Annotated in this window: 26 protein-coding genes; 13 read left to right on the forward strand and 13 right to left on the reverse strand. The window is 64.3% G+C overall.

The features are described 5' to 3' along the window. Window positions 1–34 precede the first annotated feature (34 nt). On the reverse strand, window positions 35–1,078 hold the full coding sequence (locus tag FJ936_RS21150; RefSeq protein ID WP_140724953.1) for a LacI family DNA-binding transcriptional regulator: 1,044 nt from the start codon (window positions 1,076–1,078) through the stop codon (window positions 35–37). Between the two features lie 361 nt (window positions 1,079–1,439). Then, a complete protein-coding gene (locus tag FJ936_RS21155) occupies window positions 1,440–1,673 on the reverse strand; it encodes a hypothetical protein (protein WP_015316770.1) in 234 nt (77 codons plus the stop codon). 323 nt (window positions 1,674–1,996) lie between these two features. Here FJ936_RS21155 and FJ936_RS21165 point away from each other — a divergent pair, with 323 nt between their 5' ends. Continuing rightward, window positions 1,997–2,494, forward strand: a complete 498-nt coding sequence (locus FJ936_RS21165) for a GAF domain-containing protein (protein WP_140724959.1) — start codon at window positions 1,997–1,999, stop codon at window positions 2,492–2,494. Here FJ936_RS21165 and FJ936_RS21170 read toward each other — a convergent pair whose 3' ends face one another. From FJ936_RS21170 to FJ936_RS21185, 4 genes are all read right to left on the reverse strand, one after another. Further along, window positions 2,495–3,559: a YeiH family protein gene (locus tag FJ936_RS21170; RefSeq protein ID WP_140724962.1), complete on the reverse strand. Its 1,065-nt coding sequence runs from the start codon at window positions 3,557–3,559 to the stop codon at window positions 2,495–2,497. A 140-nt stretch (window positions 3,560–3,699) separates the two neighbouring features. Beyond that, a complete protein-coding gene (locus FJ936_RS21175; RefSeq protein ID WP_140724965.1) occupies window positions 3,700–4,086 on the reverse strand; it encodes an ester cyclase in 387 nt (128 codons plus the stop codon). Window positions 4,087–4,197: 111 nt separating this feature from the next. Continuing rightward, a complete protein-coding gene (locus tag FJ936_RS21180; RefSeq protein WP_141906928.1) occupies window positions 4,198–5,637 on the reverse strand; it encodes a PAS domain S-box protein in 1,440 nt (479 codons plus the stop codon). A 64-nt stretch (window positions 5,638–5,701) separates the two neighbouring features. After that, window positions 5,702–6,595, reverse strand: coding sequence for a LysR family transcriptional regulator (locus tag FJ936_RS21185; RefSeq protein ID WP_141906929.1), 894 nt, complete (start codon window positions 6,593–6,595; stop codon window positions 5,702–5,704). Window positions 6,596–6,740: 145 nt separating this feature from the next. On the opposite strand from FJ936_RS21185, the gene FJ936_RS21190 reads away from it, so the two are divergent. The 6 genes from FJ936_RS21190 to FJ936_RS21215 all read left to right on the forward strand — a co-directional run bounded on the left by FJ936_RS21190 (window position 6,741) and on the right by FJ936_RS21215 (window position 11,230). After that, window positions 6,741–7,136, forward strand: a complete 396-nt coding sequence (locus FJ936_RS21190) for a cupin domain-containing protein (protein ID WP_141906930.1) — start codon at window positions 6,741–6,743, stop codon at window positions 7,134–7,136. Between the two features lie 45 nt (window positions 7,137–7,181). After that, window positions 7,182–7,523 (forward strand): carboxymuconolactone decarboxylase family protein, encoded by a 342-nt coding sequence (locus tag FJ936_RS21195; RefSeq protein WP_141906931.1) that lies wholly within the window; start codon window positions 7,182–7,184, stop codon window positions 7,521–7,523. Between the two features lie 2 nt (window positions 7,524–7,525). Next, complete coding sequence (locus FJ936_RS21200; RefSeq protein WP_141906932.1) at window positions 7,526–8,515, forward strand: aldo/keto reductase; 990 nt, start codon at window positions 7,526–7,528, stop codon at window positions 8,513–8,515. Window positions 8,516–8,784: 269 nt separating this feature from the next. Then, window positions 8,785–9,249: a GNAT family N-acetyltransferase gene (locus FJ936_RS21205; protein ID WP_141906933.1), complete on the forward strand. Its 465-nt coding sequence runs from the start codon at window positions 8,785–8,787 to the stop codon at window positions 9,247–9,249. A gap of 16 nt (window positions 9,250–9,265) precedes the next feature. After that, complete coding sequence (locus FJ936_RS21210) at window positions 9,266–9,649, forward strand: ACT domain-containing protein (RefSeq protein ID WP_141906934.1); 384 nt, start codon at window positions 9,266–9,268, stop codon at window positions 9,647–9,649. Between the two features lie 147 nt (window positions 9,650–9,796). Then, entirely contained in the window at window positions 9,797–11,230 is a 1,434-nt protein-coding gene (locus tag FJ936_RS21215) for an aldehyde dehydrogenase family protein (protein ID WP_141906935.1), read from the forward strand. Window positions 11,231–11,295: 65 nt separating this feature from the next. On the opposite strand, the gene FJ936_RS21220 is transcribed toward FJ936_RS21215, so the two are convergent. Next, window positions 11,296–12,180, reverse strand: a complete 885-nt coding sequence (locus FJ936_RS21220) for an AraC family transcriptional regulator (RefSeq protein ID WP_141907001.1) — start codon at window positions 12,178–12,180, stop codon at window positions 11,296–11,298. Between the two features lie 273 nt (window positions 12,181–12,453). Here FJ936_RS21220 and FJ936_RS21225 point away from each other — a divergent pair, with 273 nt between their 5' ends. After that, window positions 12,454–12,864 (forward strand): MbcA/ParS/Xre antitoxin family protein, encoded by a 411-nt coding sequence (locus FJ936_RS21225; protein WP_015316785.1) that lies wholly within the window; start codon window positions 12,454–12,456, stop codon window positions 12,862–12,864. After that, window positions 12,858–13,556: an RES family NAD+ phosphorylase gene (locus FJ936_RS21230; protein ID WP_141906936.1), complete on the forward strand. Its 699-nt coding sequence runs from the start codon at window positions 12,858–12,860 to the stop codon at window positions 13,554–13,556. The genes FJ936_RS21225 and FJ936_RS21230 overlap by 7 nt, the downstream gene beginning before the upstream one ends. Window positions 13,557–13,589: 33 nt before the next feature. On the opposite strand, the gene FJ936_RS21235 is transcribed toward FJ936_RS21230, so the two are convergent. Continuing rightward, the gene (locus FJ936_RS21235) at window positions 13,590–14,156 is read right to left on the reverse strand and encodes a DUF308 domain-containing protein (RefSeq protein WP_141906937.1); all 567 of its coding nucleotides are present in this window, start codon (window positions 14,154–14,156) and stop codon (window positions 13,590–13,592) included. Window positions 14,157–14,361: 205 nt separating this feature from the next. Between FJ936_RS21235 and FJ936_RS21240 the strand changes: the two genes are divergently transcribed. Then, on the forward strand, window positions 14,362–15,273 hold the full coding sequence (locus tag FJ936_RS21240) for an AraC family transcriptional regulator (protein ID WP_141906938.1): 912 nt from the start codon (window positions 14,362–14,364) through the stop codon (window positions 15,271–15,273). A 37-nt stretch (window positions 15,274–15,310) separates the two neighbouring features. On the opposite strand, the gene FJ936_RS21245 is transcribed toward FJ936_RS21240, so the two are convergent. Beyond that, window positions 15,311–15,760 (reverse strand): universal stress protein, encoded by a 450-nt coding sequence (locus tag FJ936_RS21245; RefSeq protein WP_141906939.1) that lies wholly within the window; start codon window positions 15,758–15,760, stop codon window positions 15,311–15,313. A gap of 172 nt (window positions 15,761–15,932) precedes the next feature. Between FJ936_RS21245 and FJ936_RS21250 the strand changes: the two genes are divergently transcribed. Beyond that, the gene (locus FJ936_RS21250) at window positions 15,933–16,514 is read left to right on the forward strand and encodes a histidine phosphatase family protein (RefSeq protein ID WP_141906940.1); all 582 of its coding nucleotides are present in this window, start codon (window positions 15,933–15,935) and stop codon (window positions 16,512–16,514) included. Window positions 16,515–16,670: 156 nt separating this feature from the next. Here the strand turns inward: FJ936_RS21250 and FJ936_RS21255 are convergent, their stop codons facing one another. The 3 genes from FJ936_RS21255 to FJ936_RS21270 all read right to left on the reverse strand — a co-directional run bounded on the left by FJ936_RS21255 (window position 16,671) and on the right by FJ936_RS21270 (window position 19,232). Beyond that, complete coding sequence (locus FJ936_RS21255; RefSeq protein ID WP_141906941.1) at window positions 16,671–17,072, reverse strand: VOC family protein; 402 nt, start codon at window positions 17,070–17,072, stop codon at window positions 16,671–16,673. A gap of 380 nt (window positions 17,073–17,452) precedes the next feature. After that, window positions 17,453–18,226, reverse strand: a complete 774-nt coding sequence (locus FJ936_RS21265; protein ID WP_181763155.1) for a pseudouridine synthase — start codon at window positions 18,224–18,226, stop codon at window positions 17,453–17,455. Window positions 18,227–18,347: 121 nt separating this feature from the next. Continuing rightward, window positions 18,348–19,232, reverse strand: a complete 885-nt coding sequence (locus tag FJ936_RS21270; protein WP_141906942.1) for an aldo/keto reductase family oxidoreductase — start codon at window positions 19,230–19,232, stop codon at window positions 18,348–18,350. A gap of 95 nt (window positions 19,233–19,327) precedes the next feature. Here FJ936_RS21270 and FJ936_RS21275 point away from each other — a divergent pair, with 95 nt between their 5' ends. Beyond that, window positions 19,328–20,230, forward strand: a complete 903-nt coding sequence (locus FJ936_RS21275) for a LysR family transcriptional regulator (RefSeq protein ID WP_141906943.1) — start codon at window positions 19,328–19,330, stop codon at window positions 20,228–20,230. A gap of 121 nt (window positions 20,231–20,351) precedes the next feature. Next, entirely contained in the window at window positions 20,352–22,268 is a 1,917-nt protein-coding gene (locus FJ936_RS21280) for a diguanylate cyclase (protein ID WP_141906944.1), read from the forward strand. 98 nt (window positions 22,269–22,366) lie between these two features. On the opposite strand, the gene FJ936_RS21285 is transcribed toward FJ936_RS21280, so the two are convergent. Beyond that, a complete protein-coding gene (locus FJ936_RS21285; protein WP_140617896.1) occupies window positions 22,367–22,588 on the reverse strand; it encodes a hypothetical protein in 222 nt (73 codons plus the stop codon). Window positions 22,589–22,645: the final 57 nt, after the last annotated feature.

The following is a 22,645-nucleotide window of genomic DNA, read 5'->3' on the forward strand; positions in this document are numbered from 1 at the left end:
GCCGATCGCGGCGCTTCGTTTCTCAGCCGTCTTTTCAGCCGTCGGGCAGGCGGCCGCAGGACTGCCGCACCACCAGCCGGCACGGCAGTTTTCTGATGCCCGGCGCGGCGGGCTTGCCGCCGACCAGGGAAAGCAGGGTCAGCCCGGCCTCGCGGCCGAGCGCTGTCAGGTTCATGTCGACCGAGGTCAGCGGCGGGCGGGTCGCCTCGGCCACGATCTCCCAATTGTCGAAGCCGATGACGCCGACATCGCCGGGAACGCTCAAGCCACGCTCGCGCAGAGCATCGATGACGCCGCGCGCGATCTGGTCGTTGCCGCAGAAGACGGCGTCCGGCTTTTCTCCCCCGCCATCGAAAAGGAACGTCACCGCCTCATGCCCCCAGGCTTCCGACCAGGCGCCGAGCAGGGGTTCGATGACGGACAGGCCGTTCTCGATCAGCGCGGCGCGATAGGCCTGCGCCCGTTCATGCACCACGGCAAAACTGGCCGGGCCGGTGACATGGGCGATGCGCTTGCGGCCGAGCCGGCAGAAATGGTCGACGGCCAGCCGCGCCCCCCCGGCATCGTCGGAAACGAAGGCGACGGCGTCGGGATCGGGCTGAGTGAAGGCGTAGATCACGGGGATGCGCAAATTGGCGAGATCGATCGGCAGATGGCGGTCGATGCGCTTGCCGGTGGCGATGATGCCGTCGACGCGCTTGTCGAGCATGGCCTCGACATGGAGCTGGCCGAGACGGGGATCCTCCTCGACATTGCACAGGAATACCGAGACGCCGGCATCGACCAGCGCATCCGAAATGCCCGACATCAGCGGCAGCGAGAAACGGCCATAGGTGTCGTTGGTGAGCAGGCCGACAGTAAAGGAGCGGCGCCTCAGCAGGCTCTGCGCCAGGCTGTTAGGCCGGAAGCCCAGGTTGCGCGCCGTCTCGCGAATGCGCTCGCGGGTCTCGGCGGTCATGCGCCCCTGATCGTTGAGCGCCTTGGATGCAGTGGCAACGCTGACGCCGGCCTGCGCGGCCACGTCGCGCAAGGTGACGGGTTTGGGAAAGACCGGAACTGGCTGGTCGTCCGATGCCATCGCGGCAGAAATCCTTGGTTGGAAAAAGGTTTTCCCTTACCGGCCGGAATAAAGCCCGGCTAACGGCCGAACCCCATCGGGACTGTCTGGAAAAACCTTTTCTCAACTTGAAGGCTAGGCCAGATCGGGGGACCGATCAAGAGGAAAATGGCCAGATCAGGGTTCCTCGCTACCATCCGCTATTTCGCGCGCGGCCGCGACGTTTCGCATCTTCGAGGCCGAAAGGCAGGTAAAAGGGAACGCGCCGCGGTGTGGAGCTGGACGCTCTTGCCCTTGGTCGGCAGGATCCTTGCATGGAGCCGCCGCATTCCTCGACTTGGTGCAAGCCCAGCGGGAGACCGCTCACGTCCTTGGAGTTACTCTATGCCTTCTTGGCCACACGCTTCTTTTTCGGCGCCGGGTTCAGCGCTTCCGCCACGCGATCGGCTTCTTCCTTGGCCAGGCGCAATTCCCTCAGCCTTGCCGTCTTGATCTCCCTGGCCCTCGCCTCGGACATGTATTCGGCGGTTGCCTTATTGCGCTCCGCGGTTTTCTTCTGCTTGTCGACAAAGCGGGCTTCAGCTTTTTGCATGATCGTCTGATTGCCGTCGGCCATTGAAGAAATCTCCTTCGCGCGTGAAATCGTGAAAATGAACTTCTCGATAAATAGGCGCCCGGAAGGAAAAATTCAATCTTTCGAATAATTTGGCCTCCTTGTCGGCGTCAGGAGACCGCGCTTCGAAATAATACTTTTGAAATTTTTCTCCCGCCGGAATCAAATCTTGCGCCGGGAAAGGAGATAGCGCCAAGGCGCCAACGGACAGAATTTCGAACGGAAAACCGTTTCGCATTTTCCTGGAATTGCCTAGGATGGTCCGGTGGTCGTTTGGTGCAGGGTTTGCGGAAACGGAACCGCGATTCCCAGTTTGGAGACAAGTCATGTTCGCGGCCCAGGCCATCGATATCTCAGACAAGGCCGCGTTCTACCGCGACCTTGCCAAGCAATTGAAGGCGCTGCTCGAGGGCGAGCACGATTCGATCGCCAACGCCGCCAACACCGCGGCGCTGATCTTCCAGATGGTCCCCGACCTCAACTGGGCCGGCTTCTATTTCCTGGCATCGGACGAAGAGTTGGTGCTGGGGCCCTTTCAGGGCAAGCCGGCCTGCGTGCGCATCGCCGTCGGCCAGGGCGTATGCGGAACGGCGGTCGAGCTCGGCACGTCGATGCTGATCAAGGACGTGCATGATTTCCCTGGCCACATCGCCTGTGACGCAGCCTCGCGCTCCGAACTGGTCGTGCTGCTTGAGGACGAGGAGGGCGTGTTCGGCGTGCTCGATCTCGACAGCCCGCTGCCCGGCCGCTTCGACAGTGCCGACCAGACCGGCATCGAGGCGCTGGCGGCGATCTATGTCGCGGCGAGCTCGTTCCAGGATTAGTTAGCCTGAGACCTTCACCAGCATCAGGCTGAAGCCGCCGATGAACATGAAGGCGCACAAGGCGAGCGCCAGCGGGCGCAGGCCGCGCGAGCGCAGTTGCGAAATGTCTGCCTGCAGGCCCATGGCGGCCAGCCCCATGGTGAGCATGATGGTGGTGGCCAGCACTACCGCCTGCTTCACTTCGGCTGGTATCGCAACCAGGCTGTTCATTGCCACGACGGCGACAAAGGCGGCGACGAACCATGGCATGGGCGGGCGTGCAGCCGACTGGTCGTCACTTTTGCGGCGTGCCATCAGGCCGAGCGCAACGACCATCGGCGCCAGCATGGCGACGCGGGTCAGCTTGGCGACGGTGGCGATCTCGCCGGACTGGGTGCCGTTCTGGAAACCGGCGCCGATGACCTGCGCCACCTCATGGATGGAGGCGCCGGCCCACAGTCCGAAGGCGTGCTGGTCGAGGCCGAGCAGCGGCGCCAGCAGCGGGAAGCCGAGCATGGCGATGGTGCCGAACAAGGTGATCGAGGCGACGGCATAGGTGACGTCCTCGTCGCGCGCATCGGTGACGATGTTGGTGGCGACGATCGCCGAGGCACCGCAGATCGAGGTGCCGGCGGCAATCAACTGGGTGAGCTTGGCGTCGACGCCGATCAGTCGACCGAGCGTGATGGTGAAGACGAAGGTGGCGCCAAGGGTCAGCGCGACGATGCCGACGCCGCCGGCGCCGATCGAGACGACCTGGCCAAGCGTCAGCTGGAAGCCGAGCAGCACGATGGCGAAGCGCAGCAGGCGCTTTTGCGAAAAAGCGATGCCCGCCTTGGCGTGCACCGGTGTGCCGAGCACGTTGGAATAGACCATCCCGGCGACGACGGCCAGGATCATCGGGCTGAACAGGGCAAAACCGGAGACATTGCGGGCCGAGAAGGCGACGGCCGTGATCATCGCCACCAGCACGATGCCGGGAATGATGCCGTTTCCCAGGGAATCGAGGCGCTTGCGACCTTGGGCCAGATCGGCGGAAATCAGGCCTTTCGGAATACCGTTTGCGATGGGAGTCAGGGACGACAATGCAATTCTCCGTGCAGGCCTGCCGGAGAAATGTCATTCCAAGACTAATCTTTCCAACGAATTATTTTCGTTAGAATGATCGATTTTTATGAACGGTCTTAGGCGCGCTTCGAAAAGCAGACGAGCGGTGAAGGGCCGGCCTACAGCTGCGCTTCGATCGCCGCCTTGTCGATCACCGACCAGACGTGCCTGATCCTGCCGTCGAGAAACTCGTAGAAGACGTTCTCGCTGAAGGACACTTTCCTGCCGTTGACCGGCAGGCCGAGAAAAGTTTCCTTCGGCGTGCAGTTGAATTGAAGGCGGCTCGCTATGAAAGGCGTATCGGCGATCAGCAGCTGGATGTCGAAATAGAGATCGGGAATTTCGCGAAAATCCCGCTCCAGCATGTCGTGGTAACCCGACAGGCCGACCCGGTCGCCATTGTAGTGCACCTCCTGGTGTACGAAGCGGTCTAGGCTCCGCCAGTCCTGGGCGTTGAGGCAGGCGATGTAACCACGATAGCTATTGGCAAGATCTTCATCGGTCATAGCATGCTCCGGTGCTTTGCCAACCGCATGTCTTCCACGACTGTTCCGGACGGCGAGAAATGCTTGTTCGGGGAAGACATAGAGCGGCGATGCCGGAATGCGAGTGCGGCATCAGGGAAGGACTTCGAATTCCGGTCCGCCGATCACCTCGTCGATCGCCTGTGGGTCGACGTGCTCGCTGTCGACCGAGGCTTCGAGCTGCGACAAGGGGGCTTCAAGGGTCCAGGTGACGCCGTGGCTGTCATATTCGAGAACGCCGGTGCCACTTACAGCTGCTGGAGCGACGCGCTGGAGCACGACGGTGCCGAAACCGCCATGGCCGATGTTCTGCACCTGAGGACCATCGCGCTCTTTCCAGATCAGCTGGAACCGTTTCAGGGCGCCTGCCTGGCTCACCTTCCATTGCACCGATATCGTTCCCTCGGCGGCCGAAAGCACGCCATATTTGGCGGAGTTGGTCGCCAGTTCATGAAAGGCGATGCCGAGATACTGGACGGCATTGGGGTTCAGCGTCAGGGAAGGGCCAGCCATGGAAATCCGTTCCTCGTTGCCGAACGGTTTGGCTTGTGCCAGGAGCAGCTCGAAAATCGTCGCGCCTCGCCAGTCGCCGGACACCAGCAGGTCGTGCGAGAGCGACAGCGCCATGATGCGCTCGCGCACCTGGCGTTCGAACTCCGCCGGTGTCGAGGACCTCTTGCTGGTCTCGCGGATCATAGAGATGATGACGGAATACTGGTTCTTGACCCGATGGTTGACCTCGCGCATCAGCATGCGGATGCGATATTCGCTCTCCTTGGCTATCGAGATGTCGCGGGCGATCTTGGAGGCGCCGATGATCCGGCCGACGGCATTGCGTACGGGCGAGATCGTCAGGGATACGGGCACGAGGCTGCCGTCCTTGCGGCGGCGGATGGTCTCGTAGGTCTCGACCCGCTCGCCTTTGCGGATGCGCTCCAATATGCGTGGCTCCTCGTCCAGGTGGTCATCGGGTATCAGCATCGTCACGGACCTGCCGACCGCTTCGTCGGCGGTGTAGCCGAACAGGCGCTGGGCGCCTGAGTTCCAACTCTTGATGACGCCGTCCAAATCCTTGCTGACGATTGCATCGAAGGAGGATTCCACGATGGCCGACAGATGATGCCTGGCCTCGTCGGCAAGATGCCGGTCGGTGAGGTCGAACAGCATGTTGACGGCGCCGACAAGCCTGCCTTGGTCGTCATGGAGCGGGGTGGGATAGGGAAGGAAGGGCACGCGCGTGCCGTCCGGACGCTGCGAGATGGCCGACTGGTTTCTGATCGGCCGGTTCTCCCGCAACGCAACGGCCATCGGGCATTGGTCGTGCGGCAACACCTGCCCGTCGGTCGTGAACAGCTTGTGCGTTACGCACCACTGGTCGTTTCCGAGCTCGGGCTCGCGCCCGGCAAAATCGGCCGCGGCCCGGTTGAAATAGGTGATCCTGCCTTCGCTATCGGTCGTGTAGATGGCGACAGGAAGATTATCGAGGATTTGATGGGATAGATCGAGTGTCGAACTGTTCGACAGGTCCGTCATGCGCAAGGTTCCATTTAACCACCGTGAACGCTGTCCGGCTGAATTGGTTCCCTGGACCCGTAGGCTAGCCGCGATAACGCAGCGCATCGACCAGCAGCGTAAAGGCGGGCGTCGCCTGGCGGCGGCTGGGATAGTAGAGGTGGTAGCCGGGAAACGGCGGGCACCAGTCGGCCATGAGCCGCAACAAACGGCCATCGGCGAGATGCGCCGTCACTTGATCCTCCGGGAGATAGGCGAGGCCGACGCCGGCCAACACGGCATTCATGCGCAGCCCCGCGGTGTTGAAGATCAACTGGCCGTCGACGCGCACCTTCAGCTCGCGTCCGGCCTTCTCGAATTCCCAGGCATAGAGCCCGCCATGGGTCGGCAGGCGCAGGTTGATGCAATTGTGATCGGTCAGGTCCTGCGGCGTGCGCGGCTTCGGCCGGCTTGCGAAATAGGCCGGCGAGCCGACCACCGCCATGCGCATGTCGGGACCGATGCGCACCGCGATCATGTCTCGCGCCACCTGTTCACCCAGCCGTACGCCGGCGTCATAACGCCCGGCCACGATGTCGGTCAGGCCGTAGTCGACGACGATCTCGACCCGGATGTCGGGATATTGCGGCAACAGCCGGGCGATGGCTGGCCACAGGACCGTGCCGGCCGAATGTTCGCCAGCGGTGATGCGGATGGTCCCGGCGGGCTTTTCTCGCAATGCGCTCAAGGCGGCGAGCTCACTCTCGATCTCGTCGAGCCTCGGTCCGACGGTGCGGGCCAGGCGTTCGCCGGCTTCGGTTGGCGAGACACTGCGCGTGGTGCGGGTCAAAAGCCGTACGCCCAGCCGCTCTTCCAACGTGCGCAAGGCATGGCTGAGCGCCGATTGGGACACGCCAAGCTTGGCCGCCGCCCTGGTGAAGCTCTTCTCGCGCGCGACGGCGAGGAAGGCGGTCAACTCATTCAGATTGTCGCGTGGCATTGATGAATTTCTCTCATAAGTACATGCCGGATATAGCAGCTACTCGTGACCATCGCAGCCCCTAAATAGATTGCAATCGGCCGGACAAGCCGGCGCTCCTGGCTTGGCGGCAATGTCCTCCCGGCATCACGAAAGGATGGAAAACGTGGAGATCACACGAAGCGGCTCGCAGCACTCGGCGAAGGGGCCCGCCGAATATTTCACCGGGACGGTGCGCATCGATGCACCCTTCAAGGGCAGCGACCCCGCGCGCGTCGGCGGGGCCACCGTGACCTTCGAGCCCGGCGCGCGCACGGCCTGGCACACGCACCCGCTCGGCCAGACACTTATCGTTCTGTCGGGCGCCGGTCTGGTGCAATGCGAAGGCGGGCCGATCCAACACATCCGTCCCGGCGACATCATCTGGTTCGCGCCCGGCGAAAAGCATTGGCATGGGGCGTCGCCGACAACGGCGATGAGCCATATCGCCATTGCCGAAGCGCTCGACGGCAAGGTCGTCGACTGGATGGAGCATGTCACCGACGAACAATACGGGATTTGACCGACCAGGCCGCGCACCCACCGATAGCACAAGAAGGAGACCCTCATGACCGATGCCCCAGCGCCTCCCAAAAGCCCGTTTTCCGACATCGCTCCAGCACTCGGCACCTATACCGACGAGGTGCTTTTCGGCGACGTCTGGAAACGCCCCGGCCTCTCGCCGCGCGACCGCAGCCTCGTCACCGTCGCCAGCCTGGTCTCGGGATACCAGATCAACGAGATGCCCTTCCACATGAAGCGGGCGCTCGAGAATGGGGTGACACCGGACGAGCTCATCGAGGCCATCACGCATCTTGCCTTCTATGCAGGATGGCCGCCGGCAAGCACTGCGATCGGCATCGCCCGCAAGGTCTTCGAACAGGCCGACGCCGAGAAGAAGGGACAGTGACGATGCAAAAGCGCACACTTGGAAACAGCGGCCTCGAAGTCTCGGCCATCGGCCTGGGCTGCATGGGCATGAGCCAGTCCTATGGGCAGCCGATGGAGACGCCGGATGCAGTCCGTCTGATCCGGGCGGCATTCGAGCGCGGTGTCACCTTCTTCGACACGGCGGAGGTCTACGGACCGTTCAGGAACGAAGAGGTCGTCGGCGAGGCGTTGCAGCCAATCCGCGACCAGGTGGTGATCGCCACCAAATTCGGCATCGACATCGCCGGTGCGGCCGGACACCAGGGCATGGACAGCCGGCCGCAGCATATTCGCGACGTCGTCGAGGCCTCTCTCAAGCGGCTGAGGACGGACTACATCGATCTTCTCTACCAGCATCGTGTCGATCCGGTCGTGCCGATCGAAGAGGTGGCTGGCGTGGTGAAGGACTTGATCAGCCAAGGCAAGGTGAAGCATTTCGGCCTCTCGGAAGCGGGCGTGCGCACCATCCGCCGCGCTCATGCGGTGCAGCCGGTCGCCGCGCTTCAGAGCGAATATTCACTCTGGTGGCGTGAACCCGAGGAGGCGATCCTGCCGGTCCTCGAGGAACTGGGAATCGGCTTCGTGCCTTTCAGTCCGCTGGGCAAGGGTTTCCTCACCGGCGCCATCAACGCCGCGACGACGTTCGATGCCAACGATTTCCGCAACAGCGTTCCGCGGTTCACGGAGGAAGCCCGCCAGGCAAACCAGGCACTGGTCGACGCCATCGTCGCGATCGCGGCTGACAAGAACGCGACATCGGCACAGGTCGCGCTTGCCTGGCTGCTGGCGCGCAAGCCCTGGATCGTTCCGATCCCAGGCACGACCAAGCTAAACCGCCTTGAGGAAAACATCGGATCTCTCGCCGTTGCCCTGACCGCGGACGATCTTCGCGATATCGAGAACGCGGTCTCGGCGATTGCCGTCCAGGGAGAACGATACTCCCCGCAACAGGCGGCGAGGATCGATCGCTGAGGGTCCCAGCCGTATCAGGCCAAGGCGTTGCCGACGGTTTGGCCCAATGACAGGCCGAGGCGGTGTCTTGACGCGGGATCGTTGCTGCTCCAGCTTGCCGCCATGTTCGTTCCCGCGCCCGTCATCGCCAAGCGACGCCGCTTCCGCCCAGCGCGGAGCGGTACGCTGATTGCGCGACGACAAAGGCCGGCAGGATAAATCCGGTTCGCTCGTTTCAAGCCCCGCCCGCGACAACAGCCGGCGGGGTTTTTCATGCCTGGAGCACTGTCATGACCATCGAGTCTGCCATCCGGTTTCGGCCGGCCGAACCCGCCGATGCCGCCGCCATCCGCGACATCGTGCGTGCCGCCTATGCCAAATGGGTGCCGGTGATCGGCCGCGAGCCGCTGCCGATGCGCGCCGACTACGAAAAGGCGGTCGCCGAGCATCCGTTCGACCTCGCCGTCGAGGACAGCCGCATCGTCGGCATGATCGAGACCACGACGGCCGACGATCACCTGTGGATCGAGAACGTCTGCGTCGCGCCGGAAGCGCAGGGCAGGGGTATCGGCCGGCTCCTGCTGGAGCGTGCGGAAATCAAGGCGCGCGAGGCGGGCCGCAACGGGCTTCGCCTGTTGACCAACGGCGCCTTCGAAGCCAACGTGTCGCTCTACAAGCGGCACGGCTATACGGTCGACCGGGAAGAGCCGTTCATGAATGGCGTGACGGTCTATATGAGCAAGAGGTTGGAATGACGATCGGAGCGCCACGATGGCTGCGAGGATAACGCTGAAACAACTGCCCGGGCTTTATGCGATTTCGCGGCTTCAAGCCGCTGACGGCATCCCTGGCTGGGCGGACGGACCAGGTTTCGTCAGCATCACCAGGACCGACGACGAGCTCTCGATCACCTGCCTTCAGGATCGCGTCCCCGATGCCGTCAAGCATGACCGCGACTGGGTCGCCTTCAAATTGCAGGGGCCGTTCGCGTTCGACGAAACCGGCATCGTGCTGTCCGTCATCAGGCCGCTGTCGGAAAACGGGCTGGGCATCTTCCTGGTATCGACCTTCGATGGCGACCACCTGCTGGTGAAAGCGGCTGACGAGCCTGCGGCAAGAGGTTTGCTGGGCGAAGCCGGGCATACGCTGCTATAGTCCGCTCATCGCTGGTCCAGCCCTCTGGCTCAACCACTGCCGCGTTGGCTCAACCAGTTCGGGGGTTGCGTTTGACAGCGCCGTTTGCGCATCGTTATTTCTAGCCAGATATCACGGCCTGGCCATGCGGCACCCCAAGGAGAGACCATGTCACACGATCTGCAGTTCTACATCGATGGCGCGTGGGTCGATCCTGTCGTGCCCAACACGCTCGACGTCATCGATCCATCGAACGAGGATGCTTTCGCGCGGATTTCGCTCGGCTCCAGGGCCGATGTCGACAAGGCGGTGGCCGCCGCCAAGCGCGCCTTCAACACTTACGGCTTCACCTCGGTCGAGGAACGCCTCGACATCCTCAACCGCGTCATTGAGGTCTACAAGAGGCGCAGCAAGGATCTGGCGATCGCCGTGTCGCGCGAGATGGGCGCGCCGCGCCAGATGGCGCTCGACAGCCAGGTCGGCGTTGGCCTGGCGCATCTGGCCAAGATGGCCGAGACGCTGAAGAATTTCCAGTTCCGCCATGTCAAGGGCAACCATCTCGTGGTCAAGGAGCCGATCGGCGTCGTCGGCCTGATCACGCCCTGGAACTGGCCGCTGAACCAGATCACCTGCAAGGTCGGTCCGGCACTCGCCGCCGGCTGCACCATGGTGCTGAAGCCGTCGGAAATCGCGCCGCTCGACGCCATCATCTTCGCCGAAATCATCGACGAGGCCGGCGTGCCGAAGGGCGTGTTCAACCTCGTCAACGGCGACGGTCCCGGCGTCGGCCAGGCGCTGTCCAGCCATCCCGACATCGACATGATGTCGTTCACCGGTTCGACCCGAGCCGGCATATTGGTGGCCAAGGCTGCCGCCGACACCGTCAAGCGCGTGCATCAGGAGCTTGGCGGCAAGTCGGCCAACATCCTGTTCCCGGATGTCGACCTCGCCACCGCCGTCAGCAAGGGCGTCGCCGGCTGCTTCAGCAACAGCGGCCAGTCCTGCAACGCGCCGACGCGCATGTTCGTGCCGCGCGACCGCCACGACGAGGCCGCGGGATATGCCAGGACGGCGGCGGAAAAGTTCACGGTCGGTCCAGCCGACGGCGCCAACACCAAGCTCGGCCCCGTCGTCAGCCAGGTCCAGTTCGACAAGATCCAGGACCTGATCCAGAGCGGCATCGACGAGGGCGCCACGCTGGTCGCTGGCGGCCCTGGCCGCCCTGCCGAACTCAATCGCGGCTACTATGTCAGGCCGACCGTGTTCGCCGACGTCACCCACGACATGCGCATCGCGCGCGAGGAGGTTTTCGGGCCGGTGCTGGCGATCTTGCCCTATGACACGGTCGAGCAGGCGGTCGAGCAGGCCAACGACACCGTCTACGGCCTTGCCTCCTATATCCAGGCCAAGGACCTGCAGAAGGCGCGCGAGGTCGCGGCGCGCATGCGCTCGGGCAATGTCTACATCAACTATCCCCAATGGGACGCCGGCCTGCCCTTCGGCGGCTACAAGCAGTCGGGCAATGGCCGCGAATACGCCGAATACGGGCTGGAGGATTTCCTCGAGATCAAGGGCATCGCGGGATACGAAGCGGCGGAGTAGTGCAGGACTTTCGGGCCGGCGCAATGCCGGCCCGGTCAGAAGGGACAGGTCTCCGTCAGAGGGCGCTATTTCAGCGGTAGAAACAATTCGCAGACCACATCAGGCACCGGCACATTCGGGAACATCGAAAAGTGCCGGCGGCAATAGATCGGGAAGTCACGCGCTTCCTCGCCGCTGGCAGGAAGCCAGTCGCGATAAAGGTAGAGCGCGGCTGGCTCCAGGTTGTTGGTATTGTGGACGACGCGCAACACCGCGCAGCGTCCGCCGGGGATCACGCCAGCCATCATCTGCCCGTCATCAGCGTCGATCGGCAGGTCAGTCCCGACACACAGGTCCATGCTGTAATCGGCTGGGTTGGCGGGGATCCTCTCGGAACGGAAGACGTTGAAGGTCGGGCTCGTCTCCGGTGACAGGCCGGCGGCCTTGCGCCAGGCGATGAACCGCTGGATGGTGTCGCCGAGTGTCGCCCGGTCGCCTCGATGTTCCATGATCGCCACCGGCGTCGGGGGCACATCGCGGATCGTCACGTCGTCGTGGTCATAGGTAATGTGCATGAGCTTGCTCCTCGCATTGTCCATAGGCCCGAAGGCCGCAAGCCACGGTGCCCAGTCGGGCGACTTCCGGAACGATGAAGGAGACTGCCCGAACCGTTGCCGAAAGGCGCGGGCGAAGGCGTCCGGTGCATCGTAACCGGCATCCATCGCTATGTCAGTGACGCTTTCGGCATCCCTGAAGGCCAGCCGGTATGAAGCGCGCTTCATGCGGGCAAGCTGGACATAGCGATGCACGGACAGCCCGAAGGTCGCCGTGAACTGCCGGTGGAAATGGTATTTGGAGAATGCCGCGATGCCGCTCAAAGCATCCAGGTCCAGATTGCCGTTCAAATGCTGGTCGATATGATCCAACACTCTCTGCATCCGGGCATGGTAGTTTTGAAGCGCCGCCTTCATCATTCCGTTCTCCGTGGCAGCACCAGCTAAAGCGTATGCGGACATGACGCGCTCGACCGATCTTGCGGTTTGTCACGGGTCGCGGAAACCGCGCCAAGGACCGTTTAGCGGCACGCGCGACCTTAGTTGGAAATCCAACTACCGGGAAATTCGACTGTGTTATATTGTTCGGACCATCTAATCGCCATCAGCGCGGTCTTCACCAGCAATGGCTCCCCGCCTTGCCAATTGGCATATACATGCTATATATCTGCCAATTCGCGAGGTCCAAATATGCAGCTTCAAGCCATCACCGCCACACCGGCCACGGTCGGCTCAGCCATTTCGGATGAAGAGGCAGGCGCCTTGGCGCGCACCACTGTCAACCTGTTCAAGGCCTGGAACCTCACCGACTTCGAGGCCTGCGTCCTGCTTGGCGGCATTTCGGCGCGCACCTGGGCGCGCTGGAAGGAGGGCGGCATCGGCCGGATCGACCGCGACCTGCGCACCCGCATGGCGCATCTGATGGGCATCCACAAGGGGCTGCGCTACCTCTTCACCGAGCCGGCGCGCGGCTATGCCTGGATACGCAAGCCCAATGCCACCTTTGGCGGGCAGTCGGCGCTCGACGTGATGCTGCGCGGCGACATTTCCGATCTCGCGGCGATGCGCGAATGGCTCGACGCGGAGCGTGGCGCATGGTGAGTGGGCTCGCGGTCCGGCGCCGCGTCCACTGGCCCCAGACCTATCGCATCATCCGCTCCATCCATCCGCCGATCGATCTGTTCGAGGACATCGCCGATCCGCGCGACTGGGAGGCGCTCGCCGCCGTCGAGGAGAAGACCAACCCGCGCATCCGGCTGGAGCTTGGCGATCTCGGCAAGGTACCGGCCGCAAGGCGGGTTTCCGGTCCCGGCGCCAGCTTCGTCATGGCGCCTTTCGTGCATTGTTCCGTCCTTCGGCCCGGCCGTTTTTCGGACGGCAGCTACGGCATCTACTATGCCGGCGACAGCGAGGACGTGGCGCTGGCCGAAACCATCCACCATCACCAGAAATTCATGCGCGCCACCAACGAGGCGCCCGGCTGGACGGCCGATTTCCGCGTGCTGATCGGCAGCGTCGATCGCGACCTCGACGACGTCAACGCCGTTCCCGGCGTGCTCGATCCCGACGACTACACGGCGTCGCAGGCGGAAGGGCGGGCGCTGCGGGCCGCCGGCAGCGACGGGCTGGTGTGGAACAGCGTGCGCATGCCCGATGGGGAGTGCATCGGCATCTTCTGGCCCGACGTCATCGGTGTCCCTGTGCAGGGCCGCCACTACAGTTACCACTGGGACGGCGGCCGCGTCGATTTCGTGCGCCAGCACGACACGGGCAAGGTGCTGGAAGTGGTGTGAACGAAGGCGGCCGCGGCGACCAGTCCCAGGCCTTTACGTAGGCTTGCGTGCCTGCGTGACGGCCAGCCATACGGCCGAGACGAGAAAATAGAAGGCACCGAACGCGGCATAGGGCGCGATGTCGGTGATGCCAGGCGTCGCGGTGCCGATTGCCTGTTTGATGAAGAAGCCACCGGCAAGCGCTGACTGCGCACCGCTCAGCACCATCGCCCATTGCGCGCCTGCCCGCCAACGGCGCACACCGGTCGCAAGCTGGAACAGGCCGGAGAGAACCGCCCACGCACCGAACACCGCCAGAACCGCGTGCGGGCCCTGTCCGAGTGCGATGAAGACGGCAATGGCCGTGATCGTGCTGACCACCGCGTTGAGCGCCTGGCTGGGATTGGCTTTCAGGCCGCCGCTGCGCTGCGCGTCCAGAATATTGGCAACAGCGTCCCACAAGGGGTAGGCGACCAGGAGTAACGCGGAAACCGGCGGCGCGCTTTTGGCAAGTGTGAAGGCGGCCGCCACCCAGGCGACCGAAAAGCCGGCCCGGAGGAAATAATAGGATTTCAGCCACTGCGATGCGGCGCCGGGCGCCTGAATGGTTTGAGTGCTCATTGGAATTTCCTGTCTCGTTGGTTGGACGGCGATTGACCCGTTTGATCGATTTGGAATCACGCCCGCCGGGTTGGATGATTGGAACAGCCCGTTCTCGCAGCCTTGGCTGCGGGAATGGTTTTGATCCAAGCAAAAAACGGCGCATAATCAGCATGAAAATGCGCTATCCTCGTGAGGAATGTAGGGGAGCCGGCCGGCCGCATCCATGATGGAATCGCCTGAAAATTTGACCATTCTTCCGGATGGAGGGCCGCGTGCCGGTGTCTCCGGGGACCTTCTCTCGCATGTGCTGGCGCAGATCAGGCTTACCGGCGACGAGGTTTTCTCACGCACGCTGGCACAGGCGGAGCAACTCGATCTCGACGAGGGCCAAGCCCATATCGTCGTGGTGACCGTCGGCGCGCTGCGCATGGAGAGTAGGGATCAGGCCCCTGTCGTCATGGAGGCCGGCGACCTCGTGCTCCTGCCTCGTGGTCCCGGCGCGTTGCGGCTGGTGGCGTCGCATCCGCGGGTGGCGATCGTCGCCTGCCGCTTCTGGTTCGATCCTGACAGCCTGCGGGGAATGATCTTCGCCTTGCCGCGATGCATCCATATCGGGCGTGCCCACGGGGCAGGGTGGGTCGATGGAATGCTGCCTTTCCTGATGGTCGAAACCAGCGACGCCCAGCCCGGCGCGGCTTTGATGATTTCCCGCATCATCGATCTCATGGTCATCCGCACCTTGCGCAGTTGGGTCCATGAAGGACGCGCCACGGGCTGGCTCGGCGGGCTTTCAGACGCCCGCATCGCCCGTTCCCTGAAGGCCATCCACGAAAGGCCGCTGCAGCGGTGGAGCATCAATGAACTGGCCGACAAGGCCGGCATGTCCCGATCCAGCTTCTGCGAGCGCTTCGCCGCGCTCGTCGGGCGCTCGCCGCTGCGCTACCAGAATGAATGGCGGTTGGGCCTGGCCCGCGATCTGCTGGCCAGGCGAGACGCACGCGTGGGTGAGATCGGCTTGCGCATCGGCTACGAGTCCGAAGCCGCCTTCAGCCGCGCCTACAAACAGCTCTTTGGGCATCCGCCACGGGTTGAATATGCCCTGGCGAATGAAGCCGCACCGGTGAAACCGCGCTGACCGATGGCGCCAGCTTGAAAATATCGGGTTGCGGCCGCTACCGCACCACCAGCACCGGGATCTCGGTGTAGGACAGCACTTCCGCCGTCTGGCTGCCCAGAAGCAGCCTGCCGAGGCCACGGCGGCCGTGCGAGGCCATGACGATCAGGTCGCAGCCTTGCGCCCGCGACAGTTCCAGGATCGCTTCGGCCGGCCTTTTGTCCTCGACATGGACCAGCGTGGCGGACACGCCGGCGGCGTCGGCGGATGCCTTGCATTTGTCGAGCACTTCCTTGCCATAGCGGCGCGCTTCCTCCTGATAGGTGACCAGCTCGTCGCCGGCGGCATAGCCGGCCATGGCGCCGCCCCAGGCGAAGATCGGGAACTGTTCCGAGACGGTAACGAAGGTGACGGCGGCGCCGATGCCCTTGGCCAGTGTGAGGCCCTGGGCGACACCCTTGCCGGCCAGGTCCGAACCGTCGGTGGCGATGAGCAGATGTTTGTACATGATGGTGTCGCCTGTCGTGCCTGATGACTATTTCAACAGAGATAGTTATGCCGCACGCTCAATCATTGTGCCAATGCGGCGGGAATCAGGGCCAGGCGAGGTTTCATCATCACCCCGGATTCCCCTTTGCCGCACCGTCCTCTAAGGTGCCGCCGACATCGAAAGGCATCCCATGAGCAGTGCGTTTCCGCAGATCCATCTGGTCCGGCATGGCGAGACGGCATGGAGCCTTTCGGGGCAGCATACCGGGCGCACCGACATGCCGCTGACGCCGGCCGGCGAGGCGGCCGCGCGGGGTGTTGCGGAGCGATTGAAAGGCCTATCGTTCTCAGCCGTCTGGTCGAGCCCCTCGCAGCGCGCCTACAACACCAGCGTGCTTGCCGGCTTTGGTGCGACAAGCGTCAAGATGGACGATCTGCAGGAGTGGGACTACGGCGCCTATGAAGGGCGCACGACGAATGAGATCCTGGCCGAGCGGCCGGGCTGGAACGTGTTTCGCGATGGCTGTCCGCAAGGCGAGGTGGCGGCCGATGTCGGCACCCGCGCCGACAGGATCATCGAGCGCCTGCGCAAGTCCAATGCCGACATACTGATCTTTTCCAGCGCGCACTTCCTGCGCGTGCTGGCCGCCCGCTGGCTCGGCCTGCCGCCGGAAGGCGGGGCGCTGTTCGTGCTCGACACGGCCAGCATCAGCGTGCTCGGCTACGAGCATGATTTCGGCGAGCCGGTCGTGCGCAAGTGGAACTTGAAATAGGGGGCTGGTGGGCTTAGCGCCGACATCAATCGCTTCGTCATCCACGAGCGGAGCAAGGAGCGAAGCGACGCGGCGCAGGCCCGAGCATCCGCGACGCCGCTTCGCCCTGGTATGACGAACACGGGGAGGCCTCGGCTAATTCCGAATGCTGGCTGCCTACTTATCGAACTTCCGGATCGCCTCGGCGGTGACGGGCTGGAAGAAATTCACCAGATTGCCGTCGGGGTCGCGGAACAGCAGCGAGCGGTTTCCCCAGGGCATGGTGGTCGGCTGCTGCACGGTCGTGTTCTTGATGAGGTTGGACAGCCGGGCGAATTCGGCATCGACATCGCCGACGCGGAATTCGAGGATGGCCGTGTGGTTGTCGGCGGGGCGGGCGATGTCGCCGCCGAACAGCATCAAGGTGCGCGTGCTGCCGATCGCCAGCGTGCAGGCTGGCGTCGCCAGTTCGGCGAAGTCTTCGGTATAGACCGTCACCGGCATGCCGGTGACCTCACCGTAGAAGCGCACGAGGCGCTGGACATCCGATGTGATGATGCGGACTGAGACGAAATTCATCGCTTAGGTTCCTTGGTCGCTGAAGCCCGGGCCGGGCTTTCGATCAATCTATAAAGCAGGCCTCCTGACAGCTTTCTGTCAGGAGACGGGTTCGGACCAGATGTTCGGTTCGGACCAGAGCGGCGGCAAGCATGGTCGCGCCTCGCGCAGCGCAGCTTCCACGATCGAGTGGCCGACGCCCCGGCTGCCTCCGACCACGACGACATTTTGATCTTGCAACGATCCCATGGATCACCTCGCTCTTCCGGCGGCGGACCATTCCGGCGCCTGTAGATCAGGACAAAGCGGGTGGGGGAAAATCATCGGTGGTGGCGAAAATCTTTTTCGAGGCATTTGTCCGCGAAAGCCAGACGCAAGAAAACGCTGCCTTGGGGCTTCGCTCAGCCCGCCAGCAGCGCCAGTTCCTCCGGCGTGAGGTGCCGCGCCACGCCCTTGGCGAGGTCGCCGAGCGGCAGGCTGCCGACGGCGACGCGGATCAGGCGCTTGACCTCGATGCCGTGAGCGGCGAGCAGGCGGCGGATGTGGCGGTTCTTGCCTTCGTCGAGCACGATCTCCAGCCAGGCCGTGCGACCGCCGCTGCGCAGGAATTCGATCGAATTGGCCGCCAAGGCCTCGCCGTCGATGGTGGCGCCCGCGCGGAGTTTGTCCAGCATCGTTTCATCCGGCACCGTGGCGACCTGCACGTGATAGGTCTTGGGCAGATGCGAGGCCGGGTCCATCAGCCGGTTGGCGAAGCGTGTGTCGTTGGTCATCAGCAGCAGGCCTTCGCTGGCCTTGTCCAGCCGGCCGACCGGCGAAACGAAGGGCAGGTCGAGCCCTTCGAGACAGGCATAGACGGTGTCGCGCTCGAGCGGGTCGTCGCGGGTGGTGACCAGCCCGCGCGGCTTGTTCACCATGAGATAGACCTTGCGCTCGGCAACCACCTCGACGCCATCGACGACGATCCTGTCGCGGTTCATGTCGACGCGCAGCGCGGCATCGCGCACCACCTTGCCGCCGACGCGCACGCGGCCTTGTGCGATCAGCGCCTCGCCCTGCGTGCGCGAGCACAGGCCGAGTTTTGAGAGCGCTCGGTTCAGGCTGACGCCAGGAGGGCCGGCGCTGCGTGGCTTGCCGGGTGGCGGCCTGCCGGGCGGTGGTGGTCGTGAAGCCATGCTGCTTGGGTCGATCCGTGGTATCGGACAGATGCCATGGGCAGCGTCAGCTTAGCAAGCCGCCGCCGGGGCCGCATCGAGGCCCCGGCGGCAAGCCGGCCAAACGGGACCTTTCGACGCGTCACGCGGCCTGCTCGGTCTCGCCTGCTATGCCGTTCAAGACCTGGACGGCATCCGCCGGCAGCTTAAGCTCTGCGGCCGCCAGGTTCTCCCTGAGATGCCCGACTGACGAGGTGCCGGGGATAAGCAGGATGTTGGGCGAGCGCTGCAACAGCCAGGCGAGCGCCACCTGCATGGGGGTAGCGCCGAGCTTTTGCGCGACGTCGGCAAGCGTGCTCGACTGCAGCGGCGTGAAGCCGCCGAGGGGGAAGAACGGCACATAGGCGATGCCGTCGGCGGCAAGCTCGTCGATCAGCGCGTCGTCCTGGCGATGCGCGATGTTGTATTGGTTCTGCACGCAGACGATGTCGACCATGCCGCGTCCCTGCGCGATCTGCTTGCGGGTGACGTTGCTCAAGCCGATATGGCGCACAAGTCCCTGGCGCTGCAGTTCGGCGAGCGTGTCGAGTTGCGGCTCGAGCGAGCCTTCGGCGGGCCCGTGGATGCCATGCATGGAGCGCAGGTTCACGACCTCGATCACGTCCAGCCCGAGATTGCGCAGATTGTCGTGCACGGCCTGCGTCAGTTCCTGTGGTGACATCGCCGGGATCCACGAGGCATCCGCGCCGCGCCGCGCACTGATCTTGGTGACGATGGTGAGGTTGGCGGGGTAGGGGTGCAGCGCCTCGCGGATGATCTGGTTGGTGACGTGCGGACCATAGAAATCCGATGTGTCGATATGGTCGACGCCGCTGGCAACGGCCTCGCGCAGCACGGCTATCGCCGCGTCGCGGTCCTTCGGCGGGCCGAAGACGCCGGGTCCGGCCAGTTGCATGGCGCCATAGCCCAGGCGCTTCACGGTGCGGTCGCCGAGCTTGAAAGTTCCGGCTTTGCTGATGTCGCTCATGGGTCTCGATCTCCTTTGGATCGGCCCGATATAGACAGTCCCCGTCCGCGCGATAATATGGCGCAATCGGCACAGGCTGTGCGGAAAGGTGAACAATGGCATCGGATCTGGGTGACCTCCAGGCATTCATGGCGGTGGCGCGCGCCGGCGGGTTTCGGCAGGCGGCGCGGACGACCGGCTTCAGCGCCTCCAGCCTGAGCGAGACGGTGCGACGGCTGGAGAGCGGGCTCGGCGTGCGGCTCCTCAACCGCACCACGCGCAGCGTCGCGCCCACCGAAGCCGGCGCGCGCCTGCTGGAGCGGCTCGGTCCCGCGCTCGGCGAGGTCGAGGCGGCGCTGGACGTGGTCAACGGGTTTCGCGGCCGTCCGGCCGGCACGCTACGGCTCAACGTGCCGGTGGTGGCGGCGAAACTGGTGCTGCCGCGCCTTCTGCCGCCCTTCCTCGCGGCCTATCCCGACATCCGCGTCGAAGTGACGGCCGAGGACAGTTTCGTCGACATACTGGCGAGCGGTTGCGATGCCGGCATCCGCTATGACGAACGGCTGGAGCAGGACATGATCGCGGTGCCGATCGGCCCGCGCCGGCAGCGCTTCGCCACCGCCGCCGCACCGGCCTATCTCGATCGGCGCGGCCGGCCCGGCCATCCACGCGACCTGCTCGATCACGCCTGCCTGCGCGGCCGCTTCGCCAGCGGCTCCATGCCGCCCTGGGACTTCGAACGCAACGGCGAGACGGTGAGCGTCGAGCCGACCGGCCCGCTGCTGGTCAGCACCGGCACGGCGATGGACCTGGCTGTCAGCGTGGCGGTCGACGGCGGCGGTATCGTCTCATTGTTCGAGGACTGGCTGCGCCCCCATTTCGACGATGGCAGGCTCGAGCCCGTGCTGGAGCCCTGGTGGCAGGAATTCTCGGGTCCGTTCCTTTACTACCCCGGCCGCCGCCTGACGCCAGCGCCGCTGCGGGCATTCATCGATTTTGTCGGCGGGATGCGGTGGTGAGGGGGGCGCGACGGCCTGGCTCCTTCGACCAAAGGCAAATCCCTGACGTAACACTTTGTTGTCATTGAGGGTCTATCGAGGAGGCGATACGGCGAAAGCCCGGTAACAGGAAAGGCGCCCAATGGGTTCGCCCTGGTCCGAATTGCTGGCCAATCTGGCGGTCGTGGCGATGTTCGTGTCGGTCTGGATCCACACCCATGTGTGGCTGGACCGCTGGCCGGCCGTCGCGAAGGCGGCAGCCTTCGGCCTGCTGATGGGCGCCGGCGCCATCATCCTGATGCTCACACCAATGCAGCTGCAGCCTGGCGTGCTCGCCGATCTCAGGGCGACGATGATTGCCGTTGCCGGCTTCTTCGGCGGTCCCGTCGCCGGCATCGTCGCCGGAGTCATGGCTGGTGCGTTCCGGACTTTCGAGGGTGGCATCGGCGCCTTCGCCGGCGCGGTGGGGATCGCGGCCGCCATGCTGGTCGGTGTTGCCGGAAACCTTGCCCTTAGGGGCCGCCGGCCCACCATGGTCGACATCATGATCCTTGGCGCGGCGGCAGCGGCGGCGTCGCTGCTTGGCCTCAGCGTCCTGCCGCGGGATGTGCTGCAAACAGTCCTGCCGAAGGTTGCGCTGCCTTCCTCCCTGCTCATCTTCGTCTCGGTGGTGCTGTCGGGGCTTACGCTTTACCAGGAGCGGCGGCGCCTCGAGGCGCTGCAGTCGCGGCGCATCTACAAGGCCGTGGTGGAGACGCTGCCAGATTGCCTGAACGTCAAGGACCTCGACGGGCGGTTCATCGCGGCCAATCCGGCAACGGCCGAACTGATGCAGGCGCCAGACGCCAAGGCGCTGATCGGCAAGACGGACTTCGACTTCTACCCGCGCGAGACGGCGAAAGGTTTCCGCGAGGACGAGCTTGCCGTGCTGGCGTCGGGCGTCTCGTCCACCATCGAACAGCACCTTCACCACGAGGATGGAACCGAAGGCTGGCTGGCGACCTTGAAGGCGCCCTTTCGCGACAGGAGCGGGGCCGTCGTCGGCCTGATCACGCACAATCGCGACATCACGGCGCGCAAGCAGCTCGAGACCGAGCTGGCGGAAAGTCGGGTCCGGCTCGGAGACGCCTTGACACACATGGCCGACGGTCTGGTGATGTTCGACCCGGACGGCAGGCTGGTGCTGTGCAACGACCAGTATCGCGCCATGTTTCCTAAGACGGCTGAGATGAGGGTGCCCGGCGCCGACTATCGCGACATCCTGCGCGCCTCGGCGGCGCGCGGCGAGGGGACCACACCGCCAGACGCGGTCGAGGGCTGGATCGACGGCATCATGGCCTCGCAGAAGCTTGTCAGCCACCGCCAGGTCCGGCTCGCCGACGGCCGCTGGCTCGACGTACGCACCCGGCCGACAGGCGACGGCGGCAGCCTCAGCGTGTTTTCCGACATCACCGAGGCCAAGCAGGTCGAGGCCGAACTGCTGGCCGTCAACGAGAAGCTGAACCTTCTGGCGCACCGCGACGGGCTGACCGAACTGTGGACGCGCCGCGCCTTCGATGAAGCGCTGGCGCGCGAATTCTCGCGCGCCAGGCGCAATGCGGCGCCGCTCAGCCTGGTGATCATCGATGTCGACTGGTTTAAGCGGTTCAACGACCATTACGGCCATCCGGCGGGCGATGATTGCCTGCGCGCCGTGAGCCGCTGCATCCAGGCGACTGCCCGCCGTCCGGCCGACGCGGCGGCCCGCTACGGCGGCGAGGAGTTCGCGCTCATCCTGCCGGAGACCGACGCCCGGGGCGCCTTCGTCATCGCCGAGACCCTCAGGAGCAAGGTGCGCGACCTGGCCATGGCGCATGCCGGCAGCGAAAAGGGTATCGTCACGGTCGGCATTGGGGTGAGCACCCTCGATGCGGACGGCGCCGCGATGGAGATTGCCGATCTTCTGAGACGCGCCGACGAGGCGCTTTACGGCGCCAAGGCCGCCGGGCGGGACCGGGTGCATGGCTGGCGCCCGCATCTCAGCGACCAACGCTCGACCGGTTCCCGGCGCAAGATATGAGACTTGCAAGGCCACTGCCGGTGGATTTGGATCAAGGCTGAGCTTGCGATTGCCTGAACGAGGTCCGGGCGGGAAGCTCTCTCGGTGGCGCGTAAGCTTCAGCCGGAGTGAGCTGAATCCGTGCTGGCGCGATCGAGCTTCACAAGACGAGCCTTCGCTTCGCCGACGCGTTGTTGCGCGGATCTTATCCTGTCACAAAGCCGCAGATTGATACCGACGCCACAGTCTTCGTCCAGCATCGCGTTTGCGCGTTCAAGGGCGAGTTCCGCCCGGTTAAGTCGCTGCCTCGCCCTGGCAAGTTCCAAGGTCAAAAGTTCCATTGCTGCTTCCGTGGTTTGCGGTCCCTTCCATTGGGAAACCGCTGCCGGGTGGTTTGG

The sequence above is a fragment of the Mesorhizobium sp. B2-4-13 genome (assembly GCF_006658535.1).
In the GTDB taxonomy this organism is placed as follows: Bacteria; Pseudomonadota; Alphaproteobacteria; order Rhizobiales; family Rhizobiaceae; genus Mesorhizobium; species Mesorhizobium australicum.